General features: G+C 43.1%; 17 protein-coding genes. 4 read left to right on the plus strand and 13 right to left on the minus strand.

Annotation, left to right across the window (positions count from 1 at the left end; all coding sequences use genetic code 11):
* The 7 genes from A3860_RS41235 to A3860_RS24150 form a co-directional block, all read right to left on the minus strand.
* Window positions 1-203 (minus strand): hypothetical protein (locus tag A3860_RS41235; protein WP_158085342.1); only part of this gene is annotated, 203 nt, incomplete at its 3' end.
* Between the two features lie 34 nt (window positions 204-237).
* Window positions 238-789, minus strand: coding sequence for an RNA polymerase sigma factor (locus A3860_RS24125; protein ID WP_081150825.1), 552 nt, complete (start codon window positions 787-789; stop codon window positions 238-240).
* A 210-nt stretch (window positions 790-999) separates the two neighbouring features.
* Window positions 1,000-1,959 carry a transketolase family protein gene (locus A3860_RS24130; RefSeq protein WP_081150827.1) on the minus strand — a complete coding sequence of 320 codons (960 nt, stop codon included), beginning with the start codon at window positions 1,957-1,959 and terminating at the stop codon, window positions 1,000-1,002.
* A 209-nt stretch (window positions 1,960-2,168) separates the two neighbouring features.
* Window positions 2,169-3,224: a UDP-glucose 4-epimerase GalE gene (galE, locus tag A3860_RS24135; RefSeq protein WP_081150829.1), complete on the minus strand. Its 1,056-nt coding sequence runs from the start codon at window positions 3,222-3,224 to the stop codon at window positions 2,169-2,171.
* Window positions 3,225-3,406: 182 nt separating this feature from the next.
* Window positions 3,407-4,276 (minus strand): glucose-1-phosphate thymidylyltransferase RfbA, encoded by an 870-nt coding sequence (rfbA, locus tag A3860_RS24140; protein WP_081150831.1) that lies wholly within the window; start codon window positions 4,274-4,276, stop codon window positions 3,407-3,409.
* Between the two features lie 210 nt (window positions 4,277-4,486).
* A complete protein-coding gene (locus A3860_RS24145; protein WP_081150833.1) occupies window positions 4,487-5,557 on the minus strand; it encodes an inorganic phosphate transporter in 1,071 nt (356 codons plus the stop codon).
* A gap of 36 nt (window positions 5,558-5,593) precedes the next feature.
* Window positions 5,594-6,223: a DUF47 domain-containing protein gene (locus A3860_RS24150; protein WP_081150835.1), complete on the minus strand. Its 630-nt coding sequence runs from the start codon at window positions 6,221-6,223 to the stop codon at window positions 5,594-5,596.
* A gap of 346 nt (window positions 6,224-6,569) precedes the next feature.
* Between A3860_RS24150 and A3860_RS24155 the strand changes: the two genes are divergently transcribed.
* From A3860_RS24155 to A3860_RS24165, 3 genes are all read left to right on the plus strand, one after another.
* Complete coding sequence (locus A3860_RS24155) at window positions 6,570-7,895, plus strand: porin (RefSeq protein WP_081150837.1); 1,326 nt, start codon at window positions 6,570-6,572, stop codon at window positions 7,893-7,895.
* A 243-nt stretch (window positions 7,896-8,138) separates the two neighbouring features.
* Window positions 8,139-10,961, plus strand: a complete 2,823-nt coding sequence (locus A3860_RS24160) for a TonB-dependent receptor (RefSeq protein WP_143774244.1) — start codon at window positions 8,139-8,141, stop codon at window positions 10,959-10,961.
* 174 nt (window positions 10,962-11,135) lie between these two features.
* The gene (locus A3860_RS24165) at window positions 11,136-12,530 is read left to right on the plus strand and encodes a hypothetical protein (protein WP_081150841.1); all 1,395 of its coding nucleotides are present in this window, start codon (window positions 11,136-11,138) and stop codon (window positions 12,528-12,530) included.
* Between the two features lie 247 nt (window positions 12,531-12,777).
* Here A3860_RS24165 and A3860_RS24170 read toward each other — a convergent pair whose 3' ends face one another.
* The 3 genes from A3860_RS24170 to A3860_RS24180 all read right to left on the minus strand — a co-directional run bounded on the left by A3860_RS24170 (window position 12,778) and on the right by A3860_RS24180 (window position 16,516).
* Window positions 12,778-13,977, minus strand: a complete 1,200-nt coding sequence (locus A3860_RS24170) for a hypothetical protein (RefSeq protein ID WP_081150843.1) — start codon at window positions 13,975-13,977, stop codon at window positions 12,778-12,780.
* A 650-nt stretch (window positions 13,978-14,627) separates the two neighbouring features.
* Window positions 14,628-15,662 (minus strand): glycosyltransferase family protein, encoded by a 1,035-nt coding sequence (locus A3860_RS24175; protein WP_081150845.1) that lies wholly within the window; start codon window positions 15,660-15,662, stop codon window positions 14,628-14,630.
* 23 nt (window positions 15,663-15,685) lie between these two features.
* Window positions 15,686-16,516, minus strand: coding sequence for a UDP-2,3-diacylglucosamine diphosphatase (locus tag A3860_RS24180; protein WP_081150847.1), 831 nt, complete (start codon window positions 16,514-16,516; stop codon window positions 15,686-15,688).
* 384 nt (window positions 16,517-16,900) lie between these two features.
* Here A3860_RS24180 and A3860_RS24185 point away from each other — a divergent pair, with 384 nt between their 5' ends.
* Window positions 16,901-18,193: a DUF5690 family protein gene (locus tag A3860_RS24185; RefSeq protein ID WP_245843609.1), complete on the plus strand. Its 1,293-nt coding sequence runs from the start codon at window positions 16,901-16,903 to the stop codon at window positions 18,191-18,193.
* Between the two features lie 17 nt (window positions 18,194-18,210).
* Here the strand turns inward: A3860_RS24185 and A3860_RS24190 are convergent, their stop codons facing one another.
* The 3 genes from A3860_RS24190 to A3860_RS24200 form a co-directional block, all read right to left on the minus strand.
* Window positions 18,211-19,380, minus strand: a complete 1,170-nt coding sequence (locus A3860_RS24190) for a choice-of-anchor E domain-containing protein (protein WP_081150851.1) — start codon at window positions 19,378-19,380, stop codon at window positions 18,211-18,213.
* A 116-nt stretch (window positions 19,381-19,496) separates the two neighbouring features.
* Window positions 19,497-20,546, minus strand: coding sequence for a sensor histidine kinase (locus A3860_RS24195; protein ID WP_081150853.1), 1,050 nt, complete (start codon window positions 20,544-20,546; stop codon window positions 19,497-19,499).
* Between the two features lie 115 nt (window positions 20,547-20,661).
* Window positions 20,662-21,339: a response regulator gene (locus A3860_RS24200; RefSeq protein ID WP_081150855.1), complete on the minus strand. Its 678-nt coding sequence runs from the start codon at window positions 21,337-21,339 to the stop codon at window positions 20,662-20,664.
* Window positions 21,340-21,847: the final 508 nt, after the last annotated feature.

Genomic DNA, 21,847 nt, shown 5'->3' on the forward strand with positions numbered 1-21,847 from the left:
TATCCCTGCGGAACCTGGTAAGGATTGTTTGCTTTTGGCAGAACAGGAGAACCGGCATCCCCGGCTTTAACCAGTTGCAATAACTGATGGGCCAGCCCCTCAAAGTACCCGGCGGGCACTGTGTAAGGAACCTGGTGGCCGAGTTCAGCTACAACCGGGCTTATTTCCCTCAATTCATTCAATATGTTTTTCCTGTTTTCCATTGCACCAACTGAGACGTAATTTGTTAATTAAAGTTTAATGATTCAGGATGTAATCCTCAATTTTTTTCACCGCATGGTGGTAAGAAGCTTTCAGGGCCCCTTCAGAGGTTTCCAAAACCTGGCTCATTTGTTCATACGGCATTTCGTCATAATACCGCAGGGTAAATACAACGCGCTGTTTATCAGGTAATTGCTGAATAGCCAGTTGCAGTTTCCACTCCAGTTTATTAGGATCAAAATGTTTATCTGCTTTGATCTTGTTTTCCAGTCCACTTTCCACATCACTGAGCGATACCGAACTTCTTTTTTTCTGTTGTTCCAGGTAGGTGAGGCATTCATTGGTGGCAATGCGGTACAACCACGTATAAAGCTGGGAATCTTCCCTGAAATTCTCCAGTCCATTCCATACCCTTATAAAAACATTCTGTAATACATCGTTCGCATCCTCGTGTTCAACCACCATACGGCGAATATGCCAGTATAGTCTTTCCTGGTATTTTCGGATTAGAGCCGTATAGGCTTTTTCTTTAGTGGCCGGATCGCGGAATTGGATCAGCAATTCGCTGTCTTGCAAGGTCACCGACATAGGTTAGCTAGTTTTCTGTAAAAATGTGATAAATATTGGAACCCGCACAAGGGGTTTAGTTTAAACGCCGGAACAAATATATTATGATAAGATAAAAACCAGGCTTTTAGATTTTGTATTAAAGATTTTATATATGGAATGGGCTTAAAAAACAATGGTGAACGATCATTGATCGTTCACCATTGGCTATCGAATATCGACTATAAAGGATTATCCTTTTCTTGCTATTACTTTATGTACTGCATCTACGACATTTGGTGTATCGAGACCGTATTTTTTCAGCAATTGGGTAGGTGTGCCGCTTTCACCAAACGTATCATTGGTACCAATGTACTCAATAGGAATGGGGAAACTCTTTGCAGCAGTTTGTGCAATAGCATCGCCTAAACCGCCAATAATATTATGCTCTTCTACAGTAACCGCGCAACGGGTTTTGCGGATCGATTTCAGGATCGCCTCTGTATCGAGCGGTTTAATGGTGTGAATATTCACCACTTCAACGCTAATACCCTGCTCTTCCAGAATGCGACCGGCTTCAATGGCTTTCCATACCATGTGGCCGCAGGCAAAAATGGAAACATCTTTTCCTTCGCTGAAGAACTGGGCTTTACCTATTTCGAATTTTTGATCGGCTGCTGTAAAAATAGGCCAGCTGGGGCGGCCAAAACGCAGGTATACAGGTCCAACATATTCAGCCACGGCTATGGTAGCGGCCTTGGTTTGGTTGTAATCGCAGGGAACGATCACCGTCATGCCAGGCAGCATTTTCATTAAACCAATATCTTCCAGGATCTGGTGTGTGGCGCCATCTTCGCCCAGGGTTAAACCGGCATGTGAAGCGCAGATCTTTACGTTCTTACCTGAATAGGCAATTGACTGGCGGATCTGGTCGTATACGCGACCGGTAGAGAAGTTGGCAAAGGTGGTAGTGAAAGGAATTTTTCCTCCAATCGTTAAGCCGGCTGCAATGCCCATCATATTGGCTTCAGCAATACCCACCTGAACATAGCGCTCAGGAAACTCTTTCATGAACTGATTGAGTTTCATTGAACCAGCCAGATCGGCTGTTAAGGCTACTACATTCGAATTTTTACGGGCTGCTTCCACAATACCATCGCCAAAACCACTGCGGGTATCTTTTTGTCCGGTTACCTGTATTTCTTTGAGCATGTTTAAAATTTGGTGGTGCAAAGTAAGGTAAAAAAACGCAAATGGCTCAATGGCTGAATGGTTTGATGGTGCTAAATGCTAATATTTAAAGCTTTTCAAAAAAATGGGCCATTTTTGATTTTCATCCATCAAACTATTAAAGCATAAAGCCCCGCCCCGAACAAAGTGTTGCCGGGGCGGGGCTTGGGCCTGTATATTTTTTTAGGAAATTAATTCAGGTCTGCCGGTCTGCTTTGGTAAAAGCTGGCATCGGCTTTCAGCCGCTGCTCCCATTTCCAGGCAGTGGTCATCATATCTTCCAGCGAATATTGCGTTTCCCAGCCCAGCGTATTACGGGCGTGGTCGTTATTGGCGTAAATGGCGATAACGTCGCCTGGCCTGCGCGGACCTATCACGTAATTGAGTTTTACATCGCTCACCTTTTCAAAGGCTTTAATGGCTTCCAGCACGGTTACGCCATTGCCGGTTCCCAGGTTAAACACTTCACAACGCTGGGTGCTTTTACCTGCCTGTAGATACTGTATAGAAAGCGTATGTGCGTGGGCAATATCGCTTACATGAATAAAATCGCGGATGCAGGAACCATCGCGGGTAGGGTAATCATCCCCATGAACCTGCATTAAAGGTAATTTACCAATGGCTGTTTGAGTTATTACCGGAACCAGGTTGGCAGGTTTGCCAATGGGCAACTCACCGATGAGAATGGAAGGATGAGCGCCTACGGGGTTAAAGTAACGTAACAGAATGCATTTTGTAGAAGAGGCTTTTGAGAATTCATTAATGATCTGCTCGCCCATTTGTTTGGTATACCCATAAGGTGATTCGGCCGGTTTGGGTGGTGTAGCCTCCGTTACGGGTATTTTATCGGGATTGCCATATACTGTACAGGATGAGGAGAAAACAAAATGGGGTATATTGAATTCTGCCACACATTTCAGCAGGTTGATGAGCGAAAACATATTGTTTTCAAAATACATCAATGGCTGTTCTACCGATTCACCTACTGCTTTGTAGGCTGCAAAGTGAATAATACCGGTTATGTCGGTATTTTCCTGGAAAATGGCAAACGTATCATCAAAATCGCACAGATCAACTTTATAATTCTTGATCTTTTTGCCGGTAATTTTTTCAATACCTTCTAAAATACGGGGGGTTGACCGGGAATTGTCATCGACTGAAATTACTTCAAAGCCATTTTCTATAAGGTCAACTATAGTATGGGAACCGATGTAACCGCATCCGCCTGTAACCAGAATTTTGCTCATTGTATCGTTTTATTTTGAATCGTGAATGTTTAAGGTCAATGCCCGTGCCACCAGGGTCATGCGGGCGGGGTCAAAGGTGCAAAGTGAATTTTGTTTAATGCACACCCGACCTGTTCTCCAATTGCCAATTGTCCCTGGCGCGTGTTCGCGCACCGGCGCAAAGCCGAGGGATGGCCAATTGCTTATTGGTTTTCTTTCAACAGATTCATAAGATATTGTCCGTAACCGCTTTTCAGCAGGGGTTGGGCTACGGTGATCAACTGATCTTTTGTGATAAATCCTTTACGGTAAGCTATTTCTTCAATGCAGGCGATCTTTATGCCTTGCCGTTGTTCTATTACCTGTACAAATTGGGAAGCCTGCATCAGGGAATCGAAAGTGCCGGTATCTAACCAGGCGGTTCCTCTATCGAGAATAGAAACTTTCAATTTTCCCTTGCGAAGATATTCTTTATTTACGTCAGTGATCTCATATTCACCGCGGGGGCTTGGTTTAAGATCACGGGCAATAGTTACTACTTCATTATCATAAAAATATAAACCAGGCACAGCATAACTGCTTTTTGGCTGAGCTGGTTTTTCTTCAATGGAAATGGCTTTATTGTCCTTGTCAAATTCCACAACGCCATACCGTTCGGGGTCGCTTACATGGTAAGCATAAACAATTCCGCCTTCGGGTTGGGTGTTTTTGGAGAGTTGTTCTCCCAACCCAACACCATAAAAAATATTATCACCCAATACGAGCGCTACATTATCATTTCCAATAAAATCGGCGCCTATTACAAAAGCCTGTGCCAGTCCGTTGGGAACAGCTTGTTCGGCATAAGAGAAATTGAGACCCAGCTGTGAGCCATCGTTCAATAATCTTTTAAACTGAGGAAGATCGTGTGGTGTTGATATGATAAGGATATCCCTGATACCTGCCAGCATTAAGGTCGACAATGGGTAATAGATCATTGGCTTATCATAAATGGGCATTATCTGTTTGCTGATAGCGTAAGTTATTGGGTGCAACCGGGTACCAGAGCCTCCTGCTAAAATGATTCCTTTCATGTAAATTATTTATAAGGTCGTATTGTGCATAATAAATTATGCCAAAGTAATAATAAACGGTTGGAATACAAAAAGGAAGTGACAAGAAAGCGAGTGGGAGCAGGGAGTGGTGGGCAGGTATAACTGCTGTGTGGTAGTAGTGAGGAGTAAGCGGAAAAGGTAAGAAGTAAGAAAACAGGGTTCTTCTTACTTCTTACTTCCTGCTTCGTATTAGAATGCTGGACTTATCAGCTTTATAATATAATAAACAAGGGCGGCGAATAAGCCACTCACCGGAATGGTGAGTATCCATGCCCATAACAGGTTAATGGAAATGCCCCAGCGAACTGCCGATAAACGTTTGGTCATACCCACACCCATAATTGAACCCGCAATCGTATGCGTTGTACTTACAGGTATGCCCAGGCCTTGTGAAACACCATATAAGGTAATGGCGCCGGCAGTTTCTGCAGCCACCCCTTCAAGTGGCGTAACCTTGGTTATTTTGGTACCCATGGTTTTTACAATACGCCAGCCGCCCATCATGGTACCGCAGGCAATACATATGTAGCAGGTAATGGGGATCCATTGCGGTACATGTCCATAAGTTGATTTACCGTGTGCATCAACAATTTCCTGTATATGCGCCCAGTCAGGTATAGGATGACCATGTTGTATGCACCAGGCGCCATACACCACCATTGCTGCGGTGATAATTCCAATTACTTTTTGCGAATCGCTTCCGCCATGGCCTAAGCTGAATGCTGCTGATGAAACCAACTGCAAACGCCTGAACCATTTATCGGCATGATAGGGGTTGGCCTTTCGGCATAGGTTTACAATGAGCACCGTTATAATGAATGCGATGAACATTCCGATAAACGGCGCCAGAACAATAAATTTAACGATATCGAAAATTACCTTCTGGTTGATAACGCTAAAACTATGGGCATGCGCTACGGCGGCGCCTGCAAAGCCACCAATGAGGGTATGCGATGAGCTGGAAGGAATACCAAACCACCAGGTGAGCAGGTTCCACGCAATAGCTGCTATAAGCCCGGCGAAGATCACATATAAATTAATGGAATCGGCGTGAACGGTTTTGGCAACAAAATTGGCTACTTTCAGGTCGAAGATCCAGAAGGCGACAAAGTTGAACAATGCCGCCCAAACAACCGCCTGAAAGGGGGTTAATACCTTGGTAGAAACAACAGTAGCTATGGAGTTAGCAGAGTCGTGAAAGCCATTAATCAAATCAAAAGTCAGTCCGAGTATGATAATGATAACTAATAATGTAAACATTGATGCAGCGGTTAGGTAAAAAACAGGTCCTGTCTGTTACGCGTATTTAATAATGATAGATTCAATAACATTACCGGCATCTTCACATTTATCGGTTACGATTTCCATTACCTGGTAAATTTCCCGCTTTTTGATCACCTCTTTGGCATCGGGTTCGGTTTCGAACAGGCGGTCGATGCTCATATCAAAGATATCATCGGCCTGGTTTTCGATACTGTTCACTTTTACCAAAGCATCGGTGATCTGTCGCATATCGCGCATATCGCGCAGCTGCAGTACTGCATTTTTTATTTGCTCGCAACCCTGATCAATAAGATCGGCCATTTTCTGAATGCCCTGATCGTTGGGGTTTACTTTGTAGAAGTTGATTTTTTTGGCCGAAGCGAAGATATAGTCGGCAATATCATCGAGCGCGTTGGCGAGGTAGTGAATATCTTCACGGTCGAAGGGGGTAATAAAATTTCTGCCGAGTTCGGTAAAGATCTTATGAGTAAAGTCGTCATTAACATGCTCCAGGTCCTCAATTTGGGAAATTAAAGCAGCCCTTTTATCGAAGTCGGGTTCTGTAACAACTTCCTTCATCACCTTACCCATTTTAGCCACAGTGTGGGCAACCTGTTCAAATAAGGAATAGAATATCCTATCCTTAGGCATGAAAATCTTCATTATAGAGTTTAAACCCATTGAGAAAAATTTGTCGCAAAAATAGAATTAATACTATAGGATAAAAAAAAGGGTGACCTGGTAATAATTACTTAACACAAAGATAATATTAGTGGCTGGTAGTTCGAGTATGAATTTAAGTGATTGATTATCAGTTGTTAATTAAGCTATTGATCTGTTATTGACTATCAGCATAAGGCACAGGAGACCTTCTTTCCCATTATTTCTTAATAAAAATATTATACCAGATCAACTTCGTATGGAGTCGCAAGCCCTTAGAGCGGCCTTAATGAAAATTTAATCTTAAAATAATATTTGCTTAATATTGGGCCCCCAAAAAACTGCTATCATGCGTTCTGTACGATCGTTGGTATTTTCTGTATTAAGCAAAGTCGTTATTGTGCTGTTTTTTCTGCAAATCACGGCTGCAGCCCAGGCCCAGTTCCTGAACGACATGATCGATACCACCACCAACATTGGCAAGGGTATCTTGCAATTATATAAGAAGTTCGACCGCATTTATTTCACCGGCTATATTCAACCCCAGTTCCAGGTTGCAGAGCGTAAAGGCATTCCAAGTTTTAGCGGCGGCGATTTTGGCACCCATGTAGATAATCGCTTTATGTTGCGGCGCGGCCGGTTGCGGCTTGATTATGCCCGTATGAATAGCAATAATGAGATCTCCCTGTATTTCGTTTTTCAGTTCGATGGTACTGAAAAAGGGGTTTTCATCCGTGATTTCTGGGGGCGGGTATTTGAGAATAAATGGCAGGTTTTTTCTTTTACTGCCGGCTGGATGGCCCGCCCGTTTGGTTATGAGGTGAACCTGGGATCGGCCGATCGCGAGACGCCCGAACGGGGAAGAATGTCGCAAACATTAATGAAAGTAGAACGAGACCTGGGTGCCATGGTGTCTTTTGAACCCCGCCGGCCCGATCATCCTTTACGGTATTTGAAAATTGATGCCGGTTTTTATAATGGCCAGGGTTTGAACGCTACGGCAGAATACGATTCGTACAAAGATTTTATTACCCGTGCTTCGTGGAAACCTTACCCGCTTACCAAAACGCTTTTTTTGTCGGGCGGACTTTCCTATTTCAATGGCGGGTTGTTCCAGAATACGAAATATACCTATGAAATAGCGAAGGATGCCAATGGAAAAACATTTGTGGTTGACTCAGCCGACGATAATTTTGGCCGCAAGGCCCCCCGTAAATATTATGGGGCCGATTTGCAGTTGAAGTGGAAACACTCCTATGGTGCAACCGAATTGCGTGCCGAATACTGGCGGGGGACGCAAACCGGTTCGGCCGGCACTACAGAAACGCCCGCCTCCTTATTGCAGGAACCATACTATGTACGCAAGTTTGACGGCGCTTTTATATACCTGTTACAAAATATTGTAAACAGCCAGCATCAACTGGGTATTAAATATGACTGGTACGACCCCAACACAGAAGTAAAAGGGGAGGAGATCGGCAAAGGCGGTAATAATATAAATGCCACTAATATAAAGTATACAACTCTTAGTGTGGGATATAATTATTATATCAATGAAAATGTACGGTTGATGTTATGGTATGACTTTATAAAGAATGAAAAGACTTCCCTCACCGGTTATACCGGTGATCTAAAAGATAATGTATTTACTACCCGGTTACAGTTCAGATTCTAACAGCCGGGTAACCAGGTAAATAACTGATAATTGCTATCATTATTGTGCCAATTTTTTCTGAAAGAGCTTGAGTTCCAGCGATTTAATATTCCGTTAATATTGCCGTAACGTTCTCATAGCGTTCTGGTAACATTTGGCCTCTTAGGAGGGCCTTGACGGCGGTCAGTTAATAATTCCTTAACATAGGGGTAACATAGCGATAACAGCCCAGAGATACTTTTGCGACAAATAAAACTGTTTTTCGTGAGCAAAAAGTTCTTGTATACCCTGTTAGCCCTGGTTGTTACGGTTGCATCATTTGCACAAACTTCTCAAACCGGAAAAATTTCAGGTAAAGTTGTTGATGCCGAAAATGGTACGCCATTGGTTGGTGCATCAGTTGTATTGGCAGGCGATACTAAAAAAGGTATATTCACCGATGTGGAAGGCCGTTTCTTTGTAACGGTTCAAAAGAATAAAAAATATACACTTATTATTAGTAGTGTAGGATATGGCGATAAAGAAATAAGTGATATAGAAGTAACAGGTGCCGAAAATGCTACGGTAAGCGTATCACTGGAAAGAAAGGGAAAGCAATTACAGGGTGTTGAAGTAAAAGCCAGCATTCGTAAAGAGAACCTTTCTTCTTTATATCTCACACAAAAGAACAGCTCCTCTATCTCTGATGGTATTTCTGCAGAGGTAATTAAAAAATCGCCCGACCGCAACACCGGTGAAGTATTAAAACGCGTTAGCGGTGCTTCAGTACAGGATAATAAATTTGTAGTGATCCGTGGTTTGAACGAGCGCTACAATGTATCTATGCTTAATAACTCTGTGCTGCCCAGTACAGAGGCCGATAAAAAAGCGTTTTCTTTCGATATCATCCCTTCTTCAGTAGTTGATAACCTGGTAGTATATAAATCGCCTACACCCGATTTACCTGGTGATTTTTCAGGTGGCGCCGTTAAGGTAATTACGAAAGATTATCCTTCGCGCAAAATAAGCGAGCTGTCGGTGAATATCAGTTATAACTCGTTGACCACAGGCAAGAATTTTTACAAGAGTTATCCCGATGGCAAATACGATCAGGCAGGCTTTTTTGATAATTCACGATTAATTCCTGGTCCCTATCACAGGCACAGATATGATTTTATCAGCTATGATCAGCAATTTAAACAGGAAGTTACCAAAATGTTCCCCAATACATATGGTTACGAAGCAGCTTATAGAAGCATGCCTGCTGTGAGTGTTTCTTATACTGGTGGTAATACGGCCATTTTAAAGAATAATAATAAACTGGGTTACATTTATTCTATCGGCTATGGAAATGGCCGTGCGACCTCTGCAAAAGACAGGAACGAATATGATGGGCTTAAACAGCATCAGTATGATTATTTTACTGATAACTATGATGAAAAAAATAATCTTACAGCTCTTCTGAATCTTACTTATTCGTACGGTAAAAGCAAAATATCCTGGAAGAACCTGTTTAATAACACTTTTGTAAAAAATACCGGATTAAGGTATGGCCCCAACTGGCAAATTGATCCCAGTGCCGACCCATTTTATATTAAAAGTGCCAATAGTGAAGCCGCTGGTGCTGGTCTGGTGAACTCGGTAGTAGAAGGTGTGCATAAAATTGGTAAAGACTGGTCTGTCGATTGGAATGGTTCTTTTAGCTATACTTATAAAAATCAACCCGATCAACGCATTCTGACCTTCCGTTCAAATCAGGGCGATCAGTCGAATTACTGGTTAAAATTGAGTAATGAGAATTCACCCGAGATCAGGAATGCCGGCCGCGTGTATTCATTCCTGGAAGAATATATTTATGGCGCATCAGCCAATGCCACCAAACAGTTTAACTGGTTAGGCCAGGTTCAGAAATTCAAGTTTGGTACCATGAATTACTACCGCAATAGAACGGTTGAAGTTGATGCAGTAGGATATGCCTCCTTGCATAAGGACGGCCTTGTTGCTAATGGTGTCGTAATTCCTGAAACCAAATCAACAACCTTTAATACGCTTTTTACTCCTGAGAATATTGATGCCTACGAGCTTGTTCTTGCTAATATTGGCACTAACTCAACCGATTATAAAGGTAATGCCACGTTGAATGCCGGTTATGTGATGCTGGATAATAAATTCAACGATCAAATTAAATTAACCTGGGGTGCCCGTATTGAAAAATACCGCCAGGAGATAACTGCCAGAAATAAACCAAACAAGGTTTATGATAATACAGATGTACTGCCTTCATTTTTATTGACCTATTCGCTGAATAACAAATCGAACCTGAGATTAGCCGGATCAAAAGCTGTGAACAGACCTGAGTTCAGGGAATTGGCCGACTACGCTACTTATGACTATGAAAATAACGTAACTGTCAGAGGGTATAATGGCCTTGTCAGAAGTGTGAATACCAATGCCGATCTGCGTTATGAGTGGTTCCCCGCAGCCGGAGAAATTTTATCGGCCAGTGTATTCTATAAATATTTTAAAAATCCCATTGAGCAAATTAACCAGAGCAATGATGTGTTCTCCTATGCCAATGCCGATCATGCTACCACTTATGGTATTGAAATGGAATTGCGTAAAAAGCTTGATTTTATTGGCGGCGGGATCTTTGAACACCTTACATTTTATACCAATGCGGCCTATATAAAGGGATCGGTTCAGATTGATACGGTGAAGTTCAAAAGCCCCATGCAGGGCCAATCACCTTATTTGATCAATGGTGGAATGAATTACACATCGGCCGACGATGGTTTTTCTGTGAACGTATTATATAATAGGATCGGGCCGCGTTTACGCACTCGTGCACCGCTTTCGAGCCCTGCCCTTGATATATATGAAAAGCCAAGAGACGTAATTGACTTCCAGGTAAGTAAAAAGTTAATGAAGAACAAGCTTGAAGCCAAGATCACTGTTAGCGATATATTGGCCCAGCCTGTTCGCTGGTATTACAAGTATGATAAAGGTGCTTCTAACAAGAATTATAACCCTTCTGACGATAAAATTATTAATAGTACCAAGTACGGTACAACAGCAATGTTGTCGCTGCGATACAGCTTCGGTAAATAACATTTTGGTAAAACCTGGTTAACTATTCGGTAACAAAGCACGAATACTTTCGCCGAAAGTTTAATGAAATTCTGAATGAAACCGTAGACATACTGATCCCTTTTTAAATGCGAAAAAAGATCAGTGTGGGTGGTTCCAGACGGCCCATGTAAAAAACTTAAAAAAAGTCTTCTAATGAAAAAAATTTCAACAATCTATTTGTTGGGGCTTGTTATGCTCGGCGCCTGCAGCAAGAGCGATGACAAGAATGATCCAAACGGTGGCACTGGTGGAAACAACAGCGGTACTGAGATCCGCGGTACTATTACATCAGACCTGCACTGGACAAAAGACAAAACATACCGTTTGCGTGGGTATGTGTATGTACAAACTGGTGTTACACTAACTATTGATCCCGGTACTAAAATAGTTTCAAATAAAGACTCTGCCGGTGTTCTGGTTATTTATCGTGGTGCCAAGATCATGGCTCAGGGAACAGCTGCTGAACCGATCGTATTCACTTCAAACGAAACATCTCCTGCCCCTGGCGATCTGGGTGGTGTTGTTTTAGTAGGTCAGGCTACAGGTAATGGTAACCACTCTGTAATTGAAGGTGGTGTTGATGCTGCTTTCAGCGCATTCGGCGGTACCAATGATGCTGATAATTCAGGCATTATGAAATATGTACGCATTGAATATGCCGGTAAAGCGGTTAACCCCGGTGATGAAGTGAACGGTTTATCATTGTACGGCGTAGGTAGCGGTACTACGCTTGATTATATTCAAGTAGTGCGTGGTTTGGATGATGCCTTCGAATTCTTCGGTGGTACTGTAAATGCCAAACACCTGATCGCTTACAACAGCGCTGATGATGATTTTGATATGGACGACGGATACCGTGGTAAAATTCAATTTGCGATCTCTATTAAAGATCCCAAATTCACCGATGCCAAAGGAACAACCGGCGACGTTTCAAATAACTTCGAGGTTGATAACGTAAACCCCAGCAATGGTTTCCTGTTGACAAGAACGCCTATCACTTCCCCTGTTCTGTCAAACTTCACAGCTATAGGCCCCAACAACGCCAGCGGCGTTTCTAGCGACTACGGCTGGGGCATGCGTTGGAGAAGAGGTACCAAATTCATTTTGGCTAACTCTATTGTGATCGGCAGCCAGAAAGGTGGTTTCCGTTTACAGGAAGATTCAACCATCGCTTATTTTGCAAGAGGCATCAGCGGTTTCTATAACAGCTTCCTGCAGGCTTATCAAAATACAGTTGATGTTGAAACTGGTAAAACTATTCCTGGTGTAACATATGATGCTTCAACTATCACTGCTCAGTTAACAGGATCTAATAAGACAACTATCTTTACTGCTGGTACTACCGGTAATACTGATATGAAACTGACAGATCCTTTCAACAATACAGCGCCCAATGTTAAACCTGCTACCGGCTCTCCCGCTTTATCAGGTGCATTGTTCGACTTCAGTACTTCTTTGGGCGACGCATGGTTCGACAAAGTAGCTTACAGAGGTGCTATGGACGGTACTACTGACTGGACCGCCAGCTGGACTGTTTGGAATAAATAATCCATCTATAGATCATAGTCTCAGAGGAACTGTCCTGATCATTCAGGGCAGTTTTTCTTTTTAGCACCTGCCTGCCATTCATTAACCTTTACTTAATTGCGCCGTAACCATATACTCATATCCGGCTTTTATCTTGCACCCGATTCCGTCACAAACAATCCGTCCTTACCCTTTAATCAAAATGTCCTTGTTAAAAGGCCGTTTGGTGCCAGCCAGGCGGCTTTTTCATTGATGACAGTAGTGCTAATTATTTTTTGGAAGGGGTATACACATAAGCGACCTCATAAGGTGCTTTCTTTAATTCGGGAAGCAGCTGGCCCACCATCAGGTCTTCTTTTTGGGGAGTAGGTTCGCAGATGGTGTATTTATTGCCATTGTATACAATAGGCTTGCCCACGGGCTTATTAAACTGTACTGCTATGGTTACATGTTTGGGGTAGGTGAGTACGATCATTGGCAAATTATAGATCTCTTTTACCAGGCAGTAGAAAAGGGCCACCCTGTCCTCACAATCGCTTTGATCATATAGCAGGGTTTGTTCGGGCGACAGGCGTTTTTCGCTTCCGAATACTTCTGTATCGGGTTCAAACATAAAGGCGTAACGAGTGAACCGCATCAGGTAATCGACCCCATTTTTTACACTCATGCCTTTTACGCTTTTTCTCAATAATGGGATCAGCGAATAGTAGGTTTCGTGGCTGAGCGGAATATTGAGATACAATGCATAATCAACTACCGGGTAATTGATAAAAAGCGACTGTACCTGGTTATTCAGTTTTACTTTATAATGAAATTCATTTTCATTGTAATTGAAAACAAGGTCTTTCACTTTATAATCGGCCGTCTTGAAGTCGGGCAGGTGTGTGATCTTATAGGTAAAAGACTGCTGCGCATCAGGAACAGCGAGGCTGACTATGGTGAACACGTTTTTTTGAAAGTCGATATTGTTGCCATAATCGTGGTAATTCAAACATACATACTGGCTGCCCTTTACAACCCGGGTAGGGATATTATAGATATTCTCTTCACACTTTATATAAAAGAGGATATAGTTGCCCGCAGTGGTAAGCAGGGCATCGTACCCCGACCGGGTCAGGAAATACCATTTGTACATAGTATACCGGTGATAATCTTCCCCCTTAGGGCTTATTTGCTGGACTGCTTTTCTGATAAGCTGGTAATACAGCCAGTCGTCGGGTTTAAACTTTTCTTTATAGGCCAGCAGGGCCTTTATAATGGGATCGTAATCGGTTGGGTTAAGGCTTTGGTAGAAGGCTGTAATGGAAGCTTCGTTCGACAGCAGGGGCGATTTTGGAATGAGCGCCTGGTCAAAATCGAAGGTGATGGGCTCGCCGCAGAAATCAAATTGAATGGTATTGGCTGCAACAGTCAATGGGCGGATAGCAAAACACCCCAGGATCAGCAATATGGTGAAAAGCCTTCTCACAATTAAATTCCTGTATTAATATACGAAATTTAACGATAAGGTAATATTAAGGATTGCTTTTTTAGGGGTAATTACCCAGGTGCCTGTACGCCACCATGAATAGTTTCAGGTATCATTTACCATTTCGTAACACTGTTGTAACAGCCGGCTAATAGTTCGCAACTACCTTGCAGTGATTCCATTTTTCAATACCGTTCATGTTATTTAACAGATGCTGTTATTTAAAAAAGCCGTTCTGACCTCAGCGGAACGGCTTTTACTTGAAAAGTATGTTTATTAATGTAATGAATAAATATTTGTAAAGGATTTGACTAAGTTTCTGAAAAAAATTAAATGCAATCGGTTGTTTTTTTGAAAATTGTAAGAAAAAGGTAAAATTCTATAAAAAATTATGAATTATAGCTTATACGGGAGTATCTTTAATCATCTTATCCTCGCAGAAGACGCAAACCGGTACGTTTACCGTTACAATTAAGCACAAATTATACTACTAAGATTCTCTATAAAGTGAGAGTTTTATTTCTCTCATGTGACTGACGCCGTTCGATTTCTATCGTGACGGCTCTTTTTTATTTTATAGCATACAAACAAAATGTGCCATGCTTTTTAAAGTCATGGCACACCTGGTAAAATGGAAGAACGCGCTTTACCTAATTAAATATAAGATCGGGGTAAGGTATATCAAGTGTTGTTTTAAGATCGGTGCAACGCATCATAAGGATGTTGATAATAGCTTCTGTAGAATACCGGTATTGCACAGTGGGCGTTACCGGGTCGTTCACCCAATTATTAAACGTATCGGTGAAATCATCATCCAGTTTATCGAGGGTTTTAATGCCTATTTTTTTAAGCGCGGCCGCATTACATTGTTGCTCATATTGCCCCTGTATGGGAATGGCGATCATTTTCTTTTTCAGGTACAGGGCTTCGGCCGGGGTTTCAAAACCAGCGCCGCAAATAATACCGTGGCAATTGATCAGGCTGCGGTTGAAGTCTTTTGAATCAACCGGGCGGAAGTTCATATGATCAATTTCGTATGGTTTTACCGCCTGGCGCGAAAATACTTCGAACCGGTGGTCCCTGAACGGCTGCAGTAATTTTATCAATTGTTTATCGCAGTACGAAGGCAGGTAAACGGTAATATGGCCCTTGTTGCCTGCTTCAGCTTTTAATATTTCTTCTTTAATAACCGGCGAGAAAATGAAATCGTCATAATTCTCAAAGTGCAGGCCAATGTAATTGGTTGCCTTTGCATAATTGCGCAGTATCCATTCGCCCGCTTTACTGGGCTTCTGGGGCCGGGGTGTTTTATCGCTTAAAAAGCTGGCCTGGTGTCCGAAATTTACGGAAGGCACTTTTTTGCGGGCGCAGGCCAGGGAAGTGATGCATTCAAAATCGTTGATCACCAGATCGTACTTTTCAACCGGCAGGTCGCGCACTTCTTTCATTACCCTGAACGGTGAAATGCTGCGAACGATCTTGCTATAATCAAGGCTGCCGTCGCAGGTATAAAAAAGGCTCAATCCCTTGCTGCGGTATTTTATGGGCGCATTTAACGACAGGGTGCTGTTGGCGCCGCTTAAAAAAATATCAACTGTGCCATATTGTTGTAAATAAGGCAGTAATTCCATAGCCCGGCTTATATGTCCGTTGCCGGTAGCCTGTATTGCATAAAATATCTTCATATTGTTTAATGTTGTCCCCGTACTTAAATAGCCAGTGAATTAATGTAAAAGCTGATCTCGTCGGTCAGTACATTCACTTTGGCTGGTATATCGATAGCAGTTTGGGGGAAGTCTTTTTCGTTATATTCAAAAATGTTCCACTCATTTTGCCGGTATTCAAGGGCAGTTAAATGCTCAACCCAGTCGCCGGAATTCAAATAGGTCACTTTACCTTTTTCGTTTTCGATCACTCTTTTTTGCGGTTGGTGAATATGTCCGCAAATCACATAATCGTATCGCTTTTCGATGGCCAGCTCGGCAGCGATCTGTTCAAACTGGTCGATCTTGGCCATCTTGTTCACCCCGGCCATTACATTTTTTGAAATAGATAATTTTTCACGGCCAAAGGCTTTCAGCACGAAATTCACAAAACGGTTGAACAGTATCAGGGCGCCATAACCGTTGCTGCCCAGCTTGGCCAGCACTTTTGCTCCGCCTTTGGTGGTATTATCAAACACATCGCCATGGAAGATCCAGGTCATTTTATTGTCGATCTCAAGCACCAGTTTATCGGTAAGGGTAAAATGACTAAGCTGAAAATCGCTGTAACGGCGTAACAGCTCATCATGATTACCGGTGATATAGAAAACCCGCGTGCCTTTTGTGATCAGGTTCAGTACTTCCTTGATAACAGCCATATGCGAACCGGGGAAGTAACGTTTTGTGAATTGCCACCCGTCAATGATGTCACCGTTTAGGATAAGAATATTAGGCAGGATACTTTTCAGGTAAGCAACCAGCTCTTTTGCACGACATCCGTATGTGCCAAGGTGCACATCAGATATAACAACCACATCTACTGCTCGTTTTTCCATTGAGTTTGGGTTTATCAAAATTCCCATATATATATGACCTCATTGTTACAGCATTATTAAGTCCCCGTTAGCAATGTGTAAAGAAAATGTTATGTATTGGCCCGGGAATTAATATGACCTGCTGGGGTAAACGTAATATTTTGTTCACACGGGGGTAAGAATCACTTAATATGGTGGGTGTACCTTAGGGTCCGTTTTATTGCTGTGTGTTATACATAAATAACAATCGTAGCAGTTTCTTAATGTTGACCGGCGGAGCTTTTTTAAGTTTCGCCCTTTTTTTTGTCCCTGCACATTCCTGCAATACCCACTTACAATGCCGGTAATTCCTTATTTTACGAATGACAATTTTACGCCCTATTTTTCACCGTAAACTGCCTTCGTTTGTCAACACCAATGCCCTCCACTACTTCCTTCTCGCCAAGGCAGGTAAGCGTTGCTGTATACACAGCTGCTGTAGCTTTTTTAACGTATGCATGCATTTTTGCCTATCGCAAAGCCTTTACGGTAGCTACCTTTGACGGACAGGCATTTTGGGGAATAAAGTATCAAACCCTGTTGATCATTAGCCAGGGACTGGGGTACATGGCCAGCAAATTTTATGGCATCAAATTCATTTCTGAGTTAAAAAGACTGGGACGCTGGAAAACAAGCGCCCTGCTTATTGGGGCTGCCTGGTTGTGTCTGTTGCTTTTTGCACTGGTGCCGGCGCCCTGGGGTATAGTATGTTTATTTGGCAATGGCTTTATGCTTGGCTTTATGTGGGGGATCATTTTCAGTTATGCCGAAGGACGCCGGGCAACCGATTTTATTGGGGCCGCTATGGCCGTAAGTTTTGTATTTGCCGGTGGTTTCACCCGCTCGGTGGCCGTTTGGTTGCGCGATAGCTGGCACGTGGCCGAATCGTGGCTTGGTTTTACTACCGGGCTGGTATTTGCCCTGCCCCTGATCATTTTTATGTACCTGCTCGAGAGGGTGCCCGCCCCGGATGAAGCCGATATAAAAGAAAGAAGCATGCGTTTGCCTATGACCAGGGATGATCGTAAAAACTTCTTACGGCTGTTTGGGGGCGGGGTGGTTGCCGTGGTGATCACCTACTTGTTCCTGACCATTATGCGTGATGTGCGCGACAACTTTATGGCCAATATGTGGAATGAGCTGGGGTACGGACAAAAGCCGGCCATCTTTACCAGAACCGAAACCATTACCTCGGTAGTGGTGCTGGTGATCATGAGCCTGCTGGTGGTTATTCGCAAAAATATAAGGGCATTGCGGTTGATCCATTGGGTAATAGTAGCGGGGTTTTTGATCGCTGGTATTGCCTCAGCCTTGTTCTTAATGGGCGCAATGGCGGGTGTACTGTGGATGCAACTGGCGGGTTTGGGCCTGTATATGGGGTATATACCTTTTAATTGTATTTATTTTGAACGGCTGATTGCAGCATTCAGAATAACCGGTAATGTGGGGTTCCTGATCTATATCGCCGATGCCTGGGGATACCTGGGCAGCATGTTGGTTATGCTAACGAAAGAAATAGCCGGCCTGCAATTGACCTGGACGCAGTTTTACCCAACCAGTGTGGTTATCTTTTCTGCTATAGGAATTGTTACTACTATTTTTTCCCTGATCTATTTTAACCGGAAATACAGGGTATTGACACCGGATAAAGAAAATTGAGCTACGCTTCAACAATCTTATTGTATGATCAACTGTTGCACAAACTGCTCCTGTGTTCCCCTGTTCACCGATTTCACCATATAAACCCCTTTTTCCAGCTCCCCGGTAGTATTTAATTTTCCGGTAAGGGCATTGTTGAAATTATACCGTTTCAGTAAATGACCACTGACCGTATACACATTCACTTCCCAGTTTCCCCGTTTTGCATTGCTGAAAACCAGGCTGGTTACACCTTTGGCGGGGTTAGGATAAATTTTAGGTTGTGTATTGGCTATAGCGGCCAGCTTTACTCCATGAACAAGTGAATACTTTTCAGTACCATCGGCTTCTGTTTGTTTAAGCCTGAACAGGAGGGTCTTGTTATTATCGGCCGGTTCTACCTGGTACGAATAAGTATAGGCGCCGGTTTGGGAGCCGGACGAAGAATACTGCGTAACGTTTCCAAAAGATTTCCCATCAGCACTTTTCTGTAATTCATATTTGCGGTTGTTTTTTTCATTTTGGGTGATCCATTTTATGCCGATCGTGGCATTGTTTAATTTGTTTACCGTAAACGATGTTATATCTGCAGCCAGCACTACCTGCGGGCAATAAACATAAGTTATCGTAAAGTTCACTCCATCCTGTGCCGACCCTTCCAGGTTATTGTTGATACTACCCTGGGCGGCCGAATAAGTTGATGTTGTGTAGTCGAATTGTGCACTGTCCGATCCAAAGAAATCAGCTGTATTGGAAAGGGTATAATTAATGTTCTGCTGGTTCATTACATACAATGGTCCCTGTTGCGTATAATCGGGGCCTGAATTGGGGACGCCATTTGATCCTGCCAGAGAGTAATATCCGTATTGTTTCTGATAAGAATTTGTTAAAGGCGATAACAATGCGGTACTGCTGATTTCATCGTCGCGAAATACTTTAACCCGGTAATTGTTTACGGGGTTCACTTCGCCGTTCTCGAGGCTGAAATTATACACCAGGGTTACTTTGGTATTGATCTTCACCTCTGTAAGGGTACCCAGCTGGGGGTTAAATTTGGGGAAGGTAAATGTGAAAGAAGAGTTGCCTAATGCACTCACCGTAGTATCGTAGGAAAGCGTGTTTAACTGGCCACTGCATTGGGCCTCACTATCATTATATGTTACAAATAATATTACCGGTAGTAAAACCGCCAGTCTCAGCTTTTTCATGGAATTTGGATTGCCAAAGAAACGGCTGCTGGTGGTTTATGTGCATAGGTGCAAACCGCTATTCAGGGGAAATAAATAATTCTATGTAGCAATGGGTAGGAGAACCTTGTTTACAATCAGTCTCTTTTCGATTCCAAAGTGAAGCCAATAGTGGTGCCCACATCGGGCGTACTACGTACATGAATGCTTTGTCCGTGCGCTTCAATAATGTGTTTGCAGATGGCCAGGCCCAGGCCGGTGCCACCCTTATCGCGGCTGCGGGCGGTGTCGGTGCGGTAAAAACGCTCAAAGATACGGGGCAGGTGTTCTTCTTCAATACCAATGCCATCGTCACTGATCTCAACCAGTACGTGCTGGTCGTCGGTGTCGTAAATGCTGGCTACAATGGTTCCGTTCTGTTTGCCGTATTTGGTTGCATTTTCAACCAGGTTAATGAGCACCTGTTTTATTTTCTCTTTATCGGCAAACACGGTAATGGGGGCTTCACATCCTTTTTTTATTACCGTGCGAATGTTCTTTGCCTGGGTTTTAATTGACAGGGAATCGTAAATTTCCCTGATGAGTTCCTGAATAATGAAGTTTTGTTTGGCCAGCAATTGTTCGCCCCTTTCGAGCTTTGAAATTTCATCGAGGTCATTCATGAGGTTCACCAGGCGGTCAACATTTTTAGAAGTGTTCTCGAGGAATCTTTTGCGAATGGCTTCTTCCTCCATAGCGCCGCCCAGCAGGGTATCTACATACCCCTGAATGGCAAAAATGGGGGTTTTAAACTCGTGGGCGAGGTTTTGGAGGAACTCCTTGCGATAGGCTTCGTTCTGGCGCAACAGTTCTATTTCCCTGATGCGGCGTTCACCCCATTCCTCCACATCGGCCCGCACCTCGTCGATGCTTTTTTGGGGAAGAATGTATTTAAAATACATCTCCTCCTTTTTGGTGGCCTTGGTTTGGTATATAAGCTTGTAAATTAATTTGATCTTGCGGTAAATGAACCTTTCCATGGTAACCAGTATCAGCCAGTATCCGCCGGCGAATACTACCACCAGCGAGGCTAATCCTATTTGCCAGTTACTGGTAAGAATGAGAATGCCAATGGCTACGGGAAAAGCCAGTATTCCTGCAGTGAAAGCGGCTAATTGTCGTGGTGAAAGGTTTTTTGCTGAAGGCATAGAACTCCAATGTGATAATCCCGGCTAAAGTCGGGACAAGTTATGCTTATTAACCAATATGCTAATGAGAATACCGAATACAATAAAATTAGCAAATTAGTTAATTACCACCCTATTACATGGTGAATTTGTAACCAACTCCTTTTACGGTAGTGATGCAGTCGATGCCCAGCTTTTGACGGATCTTTCTGATATGTACATCAATGGTGCGGTCACCCACAATAACATCATTGCCCCAGATCTGATTAAGGATCTCGTTGCGTAAGAAAACACGGCCAGGTTTGGAGGCCAGCAGGTACAGCAGCTCGAATTCTTTTTTTGCCAGCACCACCGCCTTGCTATCAACCTTGGCTTCGAATTTTACGGGGTCAATTTCCAGGTTGTCGATCTTTATTACCTTTTCTTCGGGTTCTTTATTAATGCGGCGAAAGATGGCATGTATACGGCTGGTAAGGATCTTGGGGCTCACCGGTTTGCTGATATAATCATCGGCGCCGGTTTCAAGACCTTTAACGTGTGAGCTTTCATCGCTGAGCGCAGTCAGGAATACAATAACGGTATCTTTAAATTGCGGTTGTGCGCGTAAGATCTCACAAACTTCAACCCCGTTTTTGCGGGGCATCATTATATCCAGGATGATCAGGTCGGGCGAACTTAACTTGGCTTTTTGAATGGCATCATCCCCATTATTTGCTGTTACTATCTCGTATCCCTCTTTTGTAAGATTGTACCGGATAATTTCCACTATATCAGGCTCGTCGTCTGCAATCAGGATCTTGCCTTTAGCATTCATTAAAATAAAATTTTGGCAAACCTACTTGAATTGGAGCTTTCCTGTAAATGATAATATTGAGTTCACAATTTCTTAATATGTCAAGGTAGTTCTAATGGCTGAATTGGCCAAAATGGGCCTTCTTTGCGCGTATTTCCGCCGCCAACCGGCAAGATCGGGCAGCTGCCCCCGGTTCCAGCCAGTTCTTTCCCGCCTTCCGCCTTTTGCCTGCCTTCGCCCCCAGCTGGCAAATGCTGCCACCAAATGACCGCTGATTTCCCCAAAATCATCACCTCTTAATTCTTAACAATTAACCTTTAAGCCCAGTCAACCTGTCAACTTCTTTTATTACCTTTCGCCTGAATTTTAGTTTTTTTAATATGGCAAAGTGCTCACTGGGCCAGCAGGGGGACCAAAACCGGAAATTTTTTCGACCTATTTATTGTTATCATGTTCGTAAGGACAAAATGTCGTATACCGGTGCCGGTAGATTGATGTTGTTAAATTGGAGCTCCCTGTACAACCCTTT

It is taken from the genome of Niastella vici (assembly GCF_002077945.1).
Taxonomy (GTDB): Bacteria; Bacteroidota; Bacteroidia; order Chitinophagales; family Chitinophagaceae; genus Niastella; species Niastella vici.